11 protein-coding genes, 1 tRNA gene and 1 pseudogene are annotated in these 13,716 nt (G+C 67.1%); 8 read left to right on the top strand and 5 right to left on the bottom strand.

Annotated features, from left to right (window positions below):
• Positions 1 to 48: 48 nt before the first annotated feature.
• Entirely contained in the window at positions 49 to 1,011 is a 963-nt protein-coding gene (locus tag ABWP84_RS01090; RefSeq protein ID WP_353210259.1) for an alpha/beta fold hydrolase, read from the top strand.
• Between the two features lie 38 nt (positions 1,012 to 1,049).
• Positions 1,050 to 2,225, top strand: a complete 1,176-nt coding sequence (locus ABWP84_RS01085) for an acetyl-CoA C-acetyltransferase (protein ID WP_353210137.1) — start codon at positions 1,050 to 1,052, stop codon at positions 2,223 to 2,225.
• A 58-nt stretch (positions 2,226 to 2,283) separates the two neighbouring features.
• On the opposite strand, the gene ABWP84_RS01080 is transcribed toward ABWP84_RS01085, so the two are convergent.
• On the bottom strand, positions 2,284 to 3,045 hold the full coding sequence (locus ABWP84_RS01080) for an SDR family NAD(P)-dependent oxidoreductase (RefSeq protein WP_353210136.1): 762 nt from the start codon (positions 3,043 to 3,045) through the stop codon (positions 2,284 to 2,286).
• An 86-nt stretch (positions 3,046 to 3,131) separates the two neighbouring features.
• Here ABWP84_RS01080 and ABWP84_RS01075 point away from each other — a divergent pair, with 86 nt between their 5' ends.
• Both ABWP84_RS01075 and ABWP84_RS01070 read left to right on the top strand, forming a co-directional pair.
• On the top strand, positions 3,132 to 4,625 hold the full coding sequence (locus ABWP84_RS01075; protein ID WP_353210135.1) for an AMP-binding protein: 1,494 nt from the start codon (positions 3,132 to 3,134) through the stop codon (positions 4,623 to 4,625).
• A gap of 89 nt (positions 4,626 to 4,714) precedes the next feature.
• Positions 4,715 to 4,790: transfer RNA gene (locus ABWP84_RS01070), tRNA-Phe, on the top strand.
• Positions 4,791 to 4,989: 199 nt separating this feature from the next.
• On the opposite strand, the pseudogene ABWP84_RS01065 reads toward ABWP84_RS01070, so the two are convergent.
• A pseudogene (locus ABWP84_RS01065) lies at positions 4,990 to 5,460 on the bottom strand (tyrosine-type recombinase/integrase); the annotation flags it as partial.
• 585 nt (positions 5,461 to 6,045) lie between these two features.
• On the opposite strand from ABWP84_RS01065, the gene ABWP84_RS01060 reads away from it, so the two are divergent.
• A complete protein-coding gene (locus ABWP84_RS01060) occupies positions 6,046 to 8,127 on the top strand; it encodes a molybdopterin oxidoreductase family protein (RefSeq protein ID WP_353210134.1) in 2,082 nt (693 codons plus the stop codon).
• 112 nt (positions 8,128 to 8,239) lie between these two features.
• On the opposite strand, the gene ABWP84_RS01055 is transcribed toward ABWP84_RS01060, so the two are convergent.
• Both ABWP84_RS01055 and ABWP84_RS01050 read right to left on the bottom strand, forming a co-directional pair.
• Positions 8,240 to 9,013, bottom strand: coding sequence for an inositol monophosphatase family protein (locus ABWP84_RS01055; RefSeq protein ID WP_353210258.1), 774 nt, complete (start codon positions 9,011 to 9,013; stop codon positions 8,240 to 8,242).
• Entirely contained in the window at positions 9,013 to 9,555 is a 543-nt protein-coding gene (locus ABWP84_RS01050; protein ID WP_353210133.1) for a cytochrome c family protein, read from the bottom strand. The genes ABWP84_RS01055 and ABWP84_RS01050 overlap by 1 nt, the downstream gene beginning before the upstream one ends.
• A gap of 134 nt (positions 9,556 to 9,689) precedes the next feature.
• Between ABWP84_RS01050 and ABWP84_RS01045 the strand changes: the two genes are divergently transcribed.
• The 3 genes from ABWP84_RS01045 to ABWP84_RS01035 are packed head-to-tail and all read left to right on the top strand — an operon-like array spanning position 9,690 to position 12,129.
• Entirely contained in the window at positions 9,690 to 10,421 is a 732-nt protein-coding gene (locus tag ABWP84_RS01045; RefSeq protein WP_353210132.1) for a 3-deoxy-manno-octulosonate cytidylyltransferase, read from the top strand.
• 5 nt (positions 10,422 to 10,426) lie between these two features.
• Positions 10,427 to 11,269: a prephenate dehydratase gene (locus tag ABWP84_RS01040; RefSeq protein ID WP_353210131.1), complete on the top strand. Its 843-nt coding sequence runs from the start codon at positions 10,427 to 10,429 to the stop codon at positions 11,267 to 11,269.
• Between the two features lie 50 nt (positions 11,270 to 11,319).
• Positions 11,320 to 12,129, top strand: a complete 810-nt coding sequence (locus tag ABWP84_RS01035) for an SH3 domain-containing protein (RefSeq protein ID WP_353210130.1) — start codon at positions 11,320 to 11,322, stop codon at positions 12,127 to 12,129.
• A 10-nt stretch (positions 12,130 to 12,139) separates the two neighbouring features.
• On the opposite strand, the gene ABWP84_RS01030 is transcribed toward ABWP84_RS01035, so the two are convergent.
• A partial coding sequence (locus tag ABWP84_RS01030; RefSeq protein ID WP_353210129.1) for a molybdopterin-binding/glycosyltransferase family 2 protein occupies positions 12,140 to 13,716 on the bottom strand: 1,577 nt, incomplete at its 5' end.

The following is a 13,716-nucleotide window of genomic DNA, read 5'->3' as shown; positions in this document are numbered from 1 at the left end:
GCCTTCCGCGCCGCCATCCTGCAACGGCTCATCGCCCAGGACAGGGCGATGCTGGCCGGCATCGCCGCCTATCGCCGCCACCCACATACTCGCCAATTGGCCGAGGCCCCCATCCTGTGGCGTGAGGGCGCGGCCCGGCTGCTGGATTACGGCCATCCTCGTGACCCGGCGGTGCTCTTCGTCCCCAGCCTGGTCAACCGCGCCCATGTGCTGGACCTCGATGAGGGCGCCAGCCTGATGCGCTGGCTGGCCGGCCAGGGTTTTCGCCCGCTTCTGCTCGATTGGGGCTGGCCCGGCCCCACCGAGCGGCGCTTCACCCTGACCGACCATGTGGCCGGCCGGCTGGATAGGGCCATGTCCGCGGTGCCGGGGCCGCTGGCGCTGGTGGGCTACTGCATGGGGGGGTTGCTGGCGCTGGCGGCCGCGCAGCGCCGGCCGGAAAAACTGCGCGGCCTGGGGCTGCTGGCCACGCCGTGGGATTTCCACGCCGCTGGCACGCATCAGCCGCGCGCCCTATCCGCCGCCCTGGTCGGCTTCGAGCCGATGCTGGACGCCCATGGCGCACTCAGCGTGGATGCGCTGCAAAGCCTCTTCGCCATGCTGGACCCTTTCGGCATCGCCGAAAAATTCCGCGCCTTCGCCCGGCTGGACCAGGCGGGCGCGCGGGCACACCGCTTCGTGGTGCTGGAGGATTGGCTGAATGATGGCGTGCCGCTGGCCGCCCCCGTGGCCCGCGAAACCCTGGCCGGCTGGTATGGCCGCAATGACACAGCGCGCGGCGAATGGCTGGTGGCAGGGCTCGCGGTACGGCCGCAAGCCTATACCGGGCCGGCCTTCATCGCCGTGCCCCAGCGCGACAGGATCGTGCCCCCCGCCGCCTCCCTGCCGCTGGCCACCATGCCGGGAGCCCGGGTGCATGTGGCTCAGGCAGGACATATTGGCATGGTGGCGGGCGAGAATGCCGAGAGCGCAATGTGGCGCCCTTTACGAGACTGGTTGCGCGGGCTTTGAGCCGGGGCCACATTGGCCCCAATTTTCGGGAGAATTCCATGTCAGACATCGTCATCGCCTCGGCCGCCCGCACCCCGGTCGGCAGTTTCAACGGCGCCTTTGCCTCGCTCTCGGCGCATGCGCTGGGCACGGTGGCCATCCAGGCCGCCCTCGCCCGCGCGGGCGTGAAGGGCGAGGAGGTGGATGAGGTCATCATAGGCCAGATCCTCGCCGCCGGTGCGGGGCAGAACCCGGCCCGCCAGGCCAGTGTGAATGCCGGCATCCCGGTTGAACACACCGCCTTTGGCATCAACCAGCTTTGCGGCTCTGGCCTGCGCGCCGTGGCGCTGGCGGCGCAGCAAATCGCCAGCGGCGATGCCCGCATTATGGTCGCCGGCGGCCAGGAGAGCATGACCCAGGCCCCGCATGCCCAGCAGCTGCGCGCCGGCCAGAAGATGGGCGATCTCGCCCTGATCGACACCATGCTGAAGGACGGGCTGATGGATGCCTTCCACGGCTATCACATGGGCACCACGGCCGAGAATGTGGCCGAGAAATTCCAGATCACCCGCGAGGAGCAGGATCACTTCGCCGCCCATAGCCAGCAAAAGGCGGGCGAGGCGATGAAGGCCGGCCGCTTCCGCGACGAGATCGCCCCCGTCACGGTGAAGACCCGCAAGGGCGACATCATCATCAGCGAGGATGAATATCCCCGCCCCGAGACCAGCTTCGAGACGCTGCAAAAACTCCGCCCCGCCTTCTCCAAGACCGGCACGGTCACCGCCGGCAATGCCTCGGGCATCAATGATGGCGCTGCCGTGGCGGTGCTGATGAGCATGGCCGAGGCGGAAAAGCGCGGCATCACGCCGATGGCGCGCATCGTCTCCTGGGCGACGGCGGGGGTTGATCCCTCGATCATGGGCACGGGCCCGATCCCGGCCAGCCGCAAGGCGCTGGCCAAGGCCGGCTGGTCGATCGACAGCCTGGATCTGATCGAGGCCAATGAGGCCTTCGCCGCCCAGGCCATCGCGGTGAACAAGGATCTGGGCTGGGATACCACCCGGGTGAACGTCAATGGCGGCGCCATTGCCATCGGCCACCCCATCGGCGCCTCGGGTGCGCGGGTGCTGAACACCCTGCTGTTCGAAATGGCGCGGCGCGGTGCCAAGCGCGGCCTGGCCACGCTGTGCATTGGCGGGGGCATGGGCGTGGCGCTCTGCGTGGAGCGCGGCTGATCGCCAGTATATGATTACAATCCAAGGGCCTTACGGCCCTTGGAAAGCCATCGCCCCGCTACCGCGGCGCCATCCGCAAAGCGCCATCGATGCGAATGGTCTCGCCATTGAGATAGGCGTTTTCCACGATATGCATGGCCAGCGCCGCATATTCCTCCGGCCGCCCCAGCCGGGCCGGATTGGGCACTGAGGCGCCGAGCGACTGCTTCACATTATCCGGCAGCCTCGCCAGCATCGGCGTATCCATGATGCCCGGCGCAATGGTGCAAACCCGGATGAGTTTCGACGCCAGATCCCGCGCCGCCACCAGCGCCATGCCGATCACCCCCGCCTTGGACGATGCATAGGGAATCTGGCCGATCTGCCCCTCATAGCCGGCGATGGAGGCGGTGAGCACCACAACGCCCCGCTCCCCACTCTCCAGCGGCTCCGTCCGCGCCATGGCGGCGGCGGCGAGGCGCAGGGCATTGAAGCTGCCGGTCAGGTTCACCTTGATGATCGCCTCATAATGCGCGAGCGAACCCGGGCTGCCGTCCTTTTCCAAAATGCGCAGCGCCCCGCCGCGCCCAGCGCAATGCACCAGCACGCGCACCGGCCCCATGCTCTCGGCCAAATCCACCGCCGCCTTCATGCTGACCTCATCGGTCACATCGGCCACGGCAAAGGCGCCGCCCAATTCGGCCGCCATCTCAGCCCCCGGGCTGCTGGCCAGATCCACGATCACCACCCGCGCCCCCGCCGCCGCCAGCTTGCGGGCCGAGGCGAGGCCCAGCCCCGAGGCACCACCGGTGACGATCGCCACCGCATTTCGCACGTCCATGTGTCTCTCCCTTATGTCAGGCAAAGCTAGGACGGCTTGACCGGCACGACCACCCTGGCAGGCTGGCCTGAAGAAAAGGAAACGCCATGCCATTGCTGGGCCAATGGGCCGCGCGCCAACCCGAAAAGCCGGCCGCCATCTTCGCCGATAGCGGCGAGATAATCAGCTTCGCCAGCCTCGATGCCGTCGCCCACCAGGCCGCGCTATGGTTCGTGGCCGAGGGCTATGCCCCCGGCGAGGGCATTGCCCTGCTGCTGGAGAATGAGCCCGATTTCCTCGCCCTCTCCTATGGCGCCAAGCGCGCCGGGCTGATGGTGACGCCGTTATCGATCCATCTCCGCCCGCATGAGGTGGCCTATGTGCTGGAAGATAGCGGCGCGCGGCTGCTGATCTACGCCCCCCGGCTGGAAGCGCTCGCCGCACAGCTCCCCGCCACCATGCCGCGCATGACCACCGAGGCCGCGCGCCGCGCCATGGCCAGCGCGGCCGGCACCCTGCCGGAGAGGCCCATCGGCCGCGAATTCCTGTATTCCTCCGGCACCACCGGCCTGCCCAAGGGCATCCGCCGCCCGCTCATCGCGCATGAAAACCGCTTCAACCCGGAATTCGACATGAGCTGGAAGGGTTTTTATGGCTTTGACGACAATACGGTCTACCTCTCGCCCGCGCCGCTCTACCACGCCGCCCCCAATCGCTATGTCCAGCGCACCATCGAGCATGGCGGCACCGCGGTCATCACCCGCAAATTCTTGGCCGAGCAATGCCTGGGCCTGATCGAGGCGCATCGCGTCACCCATAGCCAATGGGTGCCCACCATGTTCGTGCGCCTGTTGGCGCTGCCTGCGGAGGCACGCGCCGCGCATGACCTCTCCAGCCACCGCTGCGCCATCCATGCCGCCGCCCCCTGCCCCATCCCGGTGAAGCGGGCGATGATCGATTGGTGGGGCCCGATCCTGCGTGAGTATTATGCCGGCAGCGAAGGCATCGGCACCTGCTTCATCGACAGCGCCGCCTGGCTGCAAAAACCCGGCAGCGTCGGCCGCCCGGCCTATGGCCGGGTGCATATTCTCGATGATGCCGGCGGCCCCCTGCCGCCGGGCGAGCTTGGCCGCATCTGGTTCGAGGGTGGTGCGCGCTTCGCCTACCACAATGCGCCCGAGAAGACCGCCGAGGCCTATAACCAACAAGGCTGGGCCACGCTGCATGATCTGGGCCATCTCGATGATGATGGTTTTCTTTTCCTCTCCGACCGAAGGGCCGACCTCATCCTCTCCGGCGGGGTGAATATCTATCCGGCCGAAATCGAAACCGCTTTGGCCGAGCACCCGATGGTGGCCGATGTGGGGGTGATCGGCGTGGCCGATGCCGATTTCGGCGAGCGCCCCTGGGCCGTGGTGGTGCCCCGCCCGGGCCATAGCCCAGATGCCCAGGCGCTGCTGGCCCATGCCAAGGCCCGGCTCGCCGGCCCCAAGCAGCCACGCGGCGTGGAATTCGTCGATGAACTGCCACGCAGCGAGGCCGGCAAGCTGCTGCGCCGCATGCTAAAGGAACGCTATCGCGGCCTCACGCCTCCTGGTTGATATGATGCTATGCACCCCATAAATGTTTTTCGCCGATCAGCAGGGTCCGGGTGGACAGCCCCCCTGCCTTGGGCTATCCGATCTCTCGCGCCCAGATAGCTCAGTTGGTAGAGCATGCGACTGAAAATCGCAGTGTCGCTGGTTCGATTCCGGCTCTGGGCACCATGCATTTGACTAAGCCTTTCGTATCAATGGTTTGTGTCTCGATTTCGTCCCACTCCGGCGTTGCACCGCTGGGTGGGACTTTTTCGTTCTGCGGCACGGCTGGCCTAAGCCTCGCCATACCGCTCTCTGCCAGGCGTTCCTGGCTTGCCGCCCGGGTGTAGCGGTCCACCTCCTTCAATGTGCGGTGCCCGGTCACCGCCATTATTTCGTGCGCCGTGGCGCCGCCCTCGGCCAGCCGCGTGGCCGCCGTCTTCCGCAGCCCATGGGCAGAGCATTGCGGTAGGCCCGCCTGCCGGCACCAATGGCGAAAGCGGTTGCCGAAGGCGTCAGGCGAGAATGGCTTGCCGTGGTCATTCAGCAGGAATGTCAGCCCTGCCGGTCCAGGCGTTGCGGCGATGATGGCCTGCAACTCGGCATCAAACGGCAACACCAGCCGCACAGGCCGGCGCTTGGCGTTTTTCTTCTGGGTGAACACCAGCTTGTCGCCATCGCGCACATGCTGCCGCCCCAACACAATGATGTCGCTGCGCCGCTGGCCAGTGTGCAGCAGCAGCGCCAGCGCCAGGCGGGCCTTGCTGCCGATGGGGTGCCGCTCCTCGAACTGTTCCACCTCTTCTTGCGTCCAGGTGTGGAAGCCGTCGCCATCGGCCTTCAGATAGGCGACGTTCATGGCGGGGTCGCCGGTCACCAGCCCAGCGGCGATGCCGTGCTTGAAGACAGCCCGCAGCGCCTTCACCAAGCTATTGGCAGCCTCCGGCGTCTCGGCCCGGTCATCGCGCAATTTCAGGATGTGGCGAGGCTCCAGGCCATGCTGCGGGGTAATGGCAGACGAAGTTCTTGATACCGACACCGCCCGCTCGGTGCGACCCGGGAAGTTGCTTTGCCCGCGGCCCCCATGTGCAGAACCTGTCTGCCGCGCCATCGCTCCCTGTCGCTGGGTTGCTTGGTGTCTTTGTCGCCTTGTCAGCCCCGGGCCTGTCCCGCATCTGCCAAGCCACACATAGCGCGGCTTGAGCCAGCCCAGTCAGGGTGATGGCGAGAGGCAAATTGATCCCGACAGGCATTGTTCTGGCCCTCCGAATCAAGGGCGGCGACAGCTGTGGATCGAGCATTTCTTTCAAAACATCTCGCCAAATCAGAGTCTCCCGGTAAGTCCCAAGCCATATTATGGGCCTGAGCCACTTGACTGTTCGTCGCCCGCCTTCGGGCAGCATCCCCCTCCTTTGCTTATGGTTCTGTGTGCCTATGATGGCGAATGGCCTTTGCATCCTCCGTCTGCCCGCATGATTGCCCCAGCACCTGCGCCCTGGAGGTGGAGCTGCTCTCCCCCAGCCAGATCGGCCGGGTGCGTGGCGCCGCCGATAACAGCTACACCGCCGGCGTCATCTGCGCCAAAGTCGCGCGCTACGCCGAGCGGGTGCATCACCCTGAACGCCTGACCCAGCCGCTGCTGCGCAACGGGCCGCGCGGCTCGGGCCAATTCCGCGCCATCACCTGGGATGAGGCGCTGGACCGCCTGGCCGGCGCCTTCACCGATGCCACCGCCAAACATGGCAGCGAATCGGTCTGGCCCTATTACTTCGCCGGCACCATGGGTCTGCTGCAGCGCGATGGCATCCACCGGCTGCGCCACGCCATGCGCTATTCCAGGCAGCAGAACACCATCTGCACCTCGATCATGGAATCGGCCACCATGGCCGCGCTGGGCAGCATTCGCGGCCCCGATGCGCGCGAAATGGCCGAGGCTGACCTGATCGTGATGTGGGGCGGCAACCCCGTCGCCACCCAGGTCAATGTCATGACCCATATCAGCCGGGCGCGGAAAGAGCGCGGCGCCAAGCTGGTGGTGATCGACCCCTATCGCAGTGGCACCGCCGTGGTGGCCGATATGCACCTCGCCCTCCGCCCGGGCACCGATGCGGCGCTGGCCTGCGCCGTGCTGCATATCGCCCTGCGCGATGGCCATGCCGACCACGCCTATATGGCCGAATTCACCGATTTCGGCCCCGATGTCGCAGCCCATCTCGCCAGCCGTGGCCCGGAATGGGCGGCGGCCATCACCGGCCTCACCACGGCGCAAATTGAGGAATTCGCAGCACTCTATTGCCGGACCGAGCGCGCCTTCCTGCGCGTGGGCTATGGCTTCGCCCGCTCACGCGGTGGCGCGGCCGCGCTGCATGCCGTGCTCTGCCTGCCCAGCATCACCGGCAAATGGCGGCACAAGGGCGGCGGGGCACTCTGGAACCAGCGCGCCATCTACCATTGGAACAAGACCCTGATCGAGGGGCTGGACGTCCTAGACCGCACGACCCGGGTGATGGATATGTCGCGCATCGGTGCCGTGCTTTGTGGCGACGAGGCGGAGTTGCAGGGCGGCCCGCCGGTCACCGCCATGCTGATCCAGAACGTCAACCCGCTCGATGTGGCGCCCGACACCAACAAGGTGCGCCGTGGTTTCGCCCGCGAGGATCTCTTCGTCTGCGTCCATGAGCAATTCATGACGCCCACCGCCCTGCAGGCCGATCTGGTGCTGCCCGCCACCATGTTTCTCGAACATGATGACGTCTACCAAGCCGGCGGCCATAGCCATATCCAGATCGGCCGCAAGCTGATCGCCCCGCCGGGCGAGGCACGCTCCAACCACAGCCTGATCTGCGACCTCGCCCATCGCCTGGGCGCCAGCCATCGCGGCTTTGGCATGAGCGAGATGGAGATGATCGACGAAACCCTGCGCGCCTCCGGCTGGCCCGAAGCGCGCGAGGTGATCGACCGCCGCTGGGTCGATGCCCAGCCCAGCTTCGAGGAGAGCCATTTCCTCAACGGCTTCGGCCACCCCGATAAGCGCTTCCGCTTCAAGCCGGATTGGGCCGGCATCGGCCGCCTCGGCCATGTCATGACGCCCATGCCCGATCACCTCGACCGCATCGAGAACCCGACCGAGGCGCATCCCTTCCGCCTCATCACCTCACCCGCGCGGCAATTCCTCAATACGAGCTTTACCGAGACCCCGGGCTCGCGCAAACGCGAAGGCCGGCCCACCGCCCTGCTCAATGCTGAGGATGCCGCCCGCCTCGGTGCCACACCGGGCGCCCGCCTGCGCCTGTTCAACACCCGCGGCGCGGTGGTGGTGCATGCCGAGATCGCCCAGGGCCAATTGCCGGGCACCGTGGTCGTCGAAGGCATCTGGCCGAGCGAATATTTCGAAACCGGCATTGGCATCAACGCCCTGACCAGCGACGAGCCAGCCCCCCCGCTTGGCGGCGCGGTGTTTCACGACACCGCCATCGCGCTTGAGGTGCTGGAAGCCAGCGCGCAAATGCCGCTGGCCGCCGAATAGGGCGGCTCGGCTTAGCCGGACGGCGGCGCCGGGGTCAGCGGAGCCTCAGCGCTGGGGGCGGGGCAGCCCGCCGTCTGCGCCGGGCCAGTGCTTTACGCCAGCAGCCAGCGCTTCACGCCAGCAGGGAGACAACCTCAGGCAGCAGCGCCGGATTGCCCAGCGCCACCACATCACCGCCACTCTCAAAGCCGAGTTCGCGGCCGGCCCAATCCGTCAGGCAACCGCCAGCGCCGGCCACCACCGGCTGCAACGCCGCCCAGTCCCAGGGCTTGAGCGTGCCCTCGCACACCACATCGAGGCTGCCGAGCGCCACCAGACCATAGCCATAGGCATCGCCGCCCCAGGTCGCCCGCTTGCAGGCGCCGCGCAGCCGCTCAAACCCCGCCAATTGCTCGGCGGCGAAAATATCAGGCGCTGTGCAACCCAGTTCCGCCTCGGCCAGCGCGGCGCAGGGCCGCGCACCCACCACACCACCAAAGGGGCCAGAAAATCGCGTCCGCTGCCCGGCCACACCCACCCAGCGCTCGCGCGTGGCGGGCTGGTCGATAATACCCAGCACAGGGCGGCCGCGATGCATCAGCGATATCAACGTGGTGAAGAGCGGCCGGCCGGTGATGAAGGCCCGGGTGCCATCGATGGGATCGAGCAACCAGACCCATTCCGCATCGGCGCGATCAGCGCCGAATTCCTCGCCCCAAATGCCATGTTCGGGGAAGCGAGCGGCCAAAAACTCGCGCAGTTTGATTTCCGCGCCGCGATCAGCCTCAGTCACCGGCGAGGCATCAGCCTTACCATCCACCACGAGGCCCGAGCGGAAAAACGGCATGATAAAGCGCCCGGCAATATCCGCCGCCTCCTCCGCCGCCGCGACAAGCTCGGGCGCGATCAGGGCAGCGGCACCGGGTTGGCGGCCAGGCTGCGAAGATAGGCAATGACATCGGCGCGTTGCTGGGGGTTGGCGAGGCCAGCAAAGGCCATGCGCGTGCCGGGCATGGCGCGGGCCGGAGCATTGATGAAGGCGTTCAGCTCTTCATAGCCCCATGGCTTGCCGGCCCGGGCAATATTGGCGGCGGAGTAGTTGAAGCCGGCCGCCTGAGCATGGTTCTTGCCCACAATGCCATAAAGGTTGGGGCCCACGCCGGACCGGCCGCCATCGTTGAAGGAATGGCAGGAGGAGCAGTTGCGGCTCGCAAGCTGGCGGCCATTATCGACATTGGCGGCTGCCAGCATCGGGCCAATCGGCTCCAGCGCCGGGGCTGCCGCGGCGGCCGGTGCCGCGGCCGGCGCCGCCACCTGGCCAATCTGGATCGCGCTGCGCTCGAGCTTATGCGGGTGAACAATAAGCTCGCCCAGCAGGCCAGCCCCCATAAAGGCCACGCCCGCCACCAGGGGCGCAGCGAAGAGCTTGTTCATTTCAAGATCGGCCATTGGGAAGCATCAACCTCATGTTTATTATGCCACCTAAGCCCCGGCACGGTTTGCGCCTGGGCAATGGGCGGCTTATGACGCGGCGCACCATATAGGCGCCGCCGCGCGCCTTCAACCGCCAGGGGCCGGCCTTCGTGAATCCAATTATCATCATTCCCGCGCGCATGGGCAGCACCCGCCTTCCGGGCAAGCCACTGGCGCTGATCCATGGCCGGCCCATGGTCGTGCATGTGATGGACCGCGCGCGCGAGGCCGGTATCGGCCCCGTGGCGGTCGCCGCCGCCGAGCCCGAGATCCTCGCCGCCGTGCGCGAGGCCGGCGGCACCGCGGTGCTGGTGGCCGATGACGTCGCCTCAGGCACCGATCGGGTAAAACTCGCCCTCGACCAACTGGACCCGGCGGGCCGCCATGATGTGGTGGTCAATCTGCAAGGCGATTTCCCCACCCTGGCGCCCGGGTTGCTGCGCGCCGTGCTGCTGCCGCTCGCGGATCACAGCGTGGATATCGGCTCGCTCGTCACCCCCATCGCCGATGCGCATGAGGCGGCGACGGAAAGCTTCGTGAAATGCGCCTGTGCCTTCCTGGGCGAGGCGGAGGTCGCCCCCGCGCTGTATTTCTCCCGCACCGCTATCCCCTGGGGTGCGGGGCCGCTTTGGCATCATATCGGCGTCTATGCCTATCGCCGTGCGGCACTGGCCCGCTTCGTGGCCCTCCCCCCAAGCCAATTGGAACTGCGGGAGAAGCTGGAACAGTTGCGCGCGCTGGAGGATGGCATGCGCATTGCCGTCGCCCGCGTTCCACACGGCCCCTTCGGCGTTGATACGCCCGAGGACCTTGCCCGCGCCCGTGACATTCTGAAAGACTGATTCCCATGCCGATCATCGCCTTCCAGGGCTTCCTGGGCGCCTATTCCGACCTGGCCTGCCGCCATGCCTTCCCGGGCTGGACCACCCTGCCCTGCGCCAGCTTCGAAGCCGCCATGCAGGCGGTGCGCGAAAACCGCGCCGAACTCGCCATGCTGCCCTGCGAGAATTCGCTGGCCGGGCGGGTGCCGGATATCCATCGCCTGCTGCCCGATTCGGGCCTGCATGTGGTGGGCGAGCATTTCGAGCGGGTGGAGCATTGCCTTCTGGCCCCGCATGGCACCACCGAAGCCACCCTCAAGCGCGCCCATTCCCACCCCATGGCGCTGGGCCAGGTGCTGAACATCCTCAAGGAGCTGAACCTGGAGGGCGTGATCGAGGCTGATACCGCCGGCGCCGCCGCCCTGATCGCCGAGCGCGGTGGGGTGGAGGATGCGGCCATCGCCAGTTCGCTCGCCGCCGAGGTCTATGGCCTGAAAATCCTGCGCCACAATGTCGAGGATGCGGAACACAATACCACCCGCTTCTACGTCATGGCGCGCGAGCCGCGGCTGCCACCGGTGGATGCGAAACACTGCGTCACCAGCTTCGTCTTCCGCGTGCGCTCCATCCCCGCCGCGCTCTACAAGGCTCTGGGGGGCTTTGCGACCAATGGCGTGAACCTCACCAAGCTCGAATCCTACATGATGGATGGCCGCTTCACCGCCACCCAATTCCTCTGCGACGCCGATGGCCATCCTGATGAACCCGGCATGGCACGCGCGCTGGAGGAGCTGCGCTTCTTTGCCGAGCTGCGGATACTCGGCACTTATGTGGCGCATCCCTATCGAATCCAGAACGAAAGCAATTGAACGGCTTGACCCGAAGCCGTTGCGCTTGGCAATTCTATGCCATGGGCGGAATGGCGACGGTTTTTTCGGTGATGGTGGCGCTGGCGATGCCGGTTGCAGCGCTCGCACAATCCGCGCTCGGTCAGTCGGTGACCGTGCCGCCGCCACGCCCCGCCGCCACACCGCCGGCCACCGCGGCAGCCCCAACAACCGCCGCTGGCACGGCCCCGGCCACCCAGCCCCGCAGCGCTCCGGCAGAAAACCGCCCACGCGCCGCCACAACACCCGCAAGACCACCCAATACCCAGGCCAAGCCCAACACAGCCCAACGTCCGCCAGCACCGCGCCGCGCGACCCCAACCCCGGTGGTAGCCCCGGCCGCGCCAGCCGCCGCCGCACCCGCCCCCACGCCGGAACCGCCAGCACCCGAACCCACCCAAGGCTCGGCCACCGGCCTGCCCTTGCCGCGCTTCGTGCCGCTGCGCTCGGACAGGGTGAATCTACGCGTCGGCCCCGACACCCGCTTCCCCATCGAATGGCGCTATGAGCGGCGCGACCTGCCAGTGCAGATCATCCGCGAGCATGAACAATGGCGCCGCATCCGCGATATCGATGGCACCGAGGGCTGGGTGCACCAATCCAACCTCACCCCCAATCGCCGCACATTTCTGGTGCGCAGCAACCCTTCGGGCGAAGTGCTGATGCGCCGCCGCCCAGAGGCCGAGGCCCAGCCGGTGGCCCGCCTGCGCGCCGGCGTCATCGGCCGCCTGCGCACCTGCGAGCAGAACAGCCCATGGTGCGAGGTGCAGGCCCAGGACAGCCGTGGCTTTGTCATGCGCAGCGATATTTTCGGCGTGATGCCCACCGAAAAGGTGGAATAGGCCGCCCCAGTCAGCCCTTGTTGAATTCTGGCGCAGTCTTCAGCGCCTCGGTCGTGTCGAAATCGCGCAGCACAGCATCATCGGGCATTTCAACCTCCACGAGGCGGTCAGCATGCAGGGCCGCGATGTGACGAGCCCCCACATCGCCAATCACACCCATCATGGCCGGGACGAATTCCCGCGCCCAGAGCATCGGATTGCCCTGCTTGCCGCGAAAGCTGGGCTGCACAATGGCGCGGCCCTCCTCAGGGTCGAAGGCGGCCAATAGCCGGTCCATCATCGCCCCCGAAACCAGCGGCATATCGCCCAGGCAGACCAAAACCCCATCGCTCTCCGCTGGCAGCGCAGCTAGGCCGGATTTGAGGCTGGCAGATAGGCCTTGGGCAAAATCCTCGGCATGGGCGAAAATCACCCCTCGCCCGGCCAGCGCCTCCTCCACCCTCTCCCGTTCATGCCCGGTCACCACAATCACCGGCCGGGCCTGGCTGGCCAGCGCCTGATCCACCACCCGCGCGACCATGGTGATGCCCTTATTGTCATTCACCAGCAGCTTGTTCAGCGGCGCCATGCGGCGTGAGCGCCCGGCAGCCAGCACCAAGGCCGCCACCTGGCGGGCCCGGCGCGGCGCATGCGTGGGCGGCGGCGTCAGCGGCGCTTTTTCCCGCGGCAGCGGCCTCACCTCGATTTCCTTCAGCAGCCCGCCAACACCCATGCCCATCACGTCACGGGCGGTGACCTGCAGCCCGGCAAAGATGCGCGCCAGCACCCAGTCAAAACCATTGAGCTTGGGGCTGCGGGCACAGCCGGGCAGCACCAGCGCCGGGATATCACCAATGCCGCCCAGGCAGATCAAATTGCCAGGATCCACCGGCATGCCGAAATGGCTGATGGCGCCGCCCGCGCGGATGATCGCCGCCGGCCCCACATCCCGCCGGTCCACCACCGCCGAAGCCCCGGCGATCAACAGCAGCTCCGCCCCCTGCTTGCGCAGCCGCCCCAGCGCATCGGCGATGGCCGGTGTCTCATGCCGCACCCGCTCCACCGGCAGCATGGACCCATTGAGGGCGGCGATACGCGCGCCAGTCACCTCGGCAGCACCCTCCATGGCGCTTTCCTTCACGCCGGGCAATTCGCTGATCACCAGGCCCACACGCAACGGCTTGAGCGGTGCGATCCGCAGCAGCGGCGCGCTCAGCGCTTTCAGCATCGCCTCTGCCAAGGCCAGCACCACCCCGGGCACCGCGAAGGGGATGATCTTGATGGTCGCCAGCATTTCACGCGCCGTGACCAGCGTGTGGTTGGGCAGGGTGGCGATGGTGATGCTCTCATCGAGCGCGTTCAGCCGGTCAATCGCCGCCGTATCCAGCACCAGCAGCCCCGGCGCATCGGCCAGGATATTGACCCGCCCAGTGGCCGCGCGGCTCTTGGCCAGCAGCGGCACCATGAGGGCCTGGGCCAACCGCTCGGCCGCCTCATCCTCCGGCACATCGCCCGGCTGCATGCTGGCGGCGATCACCTCACGGATCTGCGCCGCGCGCAGCGCCTGCAACTCGCCCTCCTGCAGCACGCTGCCCTTCTTGATGACCC

It is taken from the genome of Rhodovarius sp. (genome assembly GCF_040399605.1).
Lineage (GTDB): Bacteria > Pseudomonadota > Alphaproteobacteria > Acetobacterales > Acetobacteraceae > Rhodovarius > Rhodovarius crocodyli_A.
This window is presented reverse-complemented; position numbering and strand designations above follow the sequence as displayed.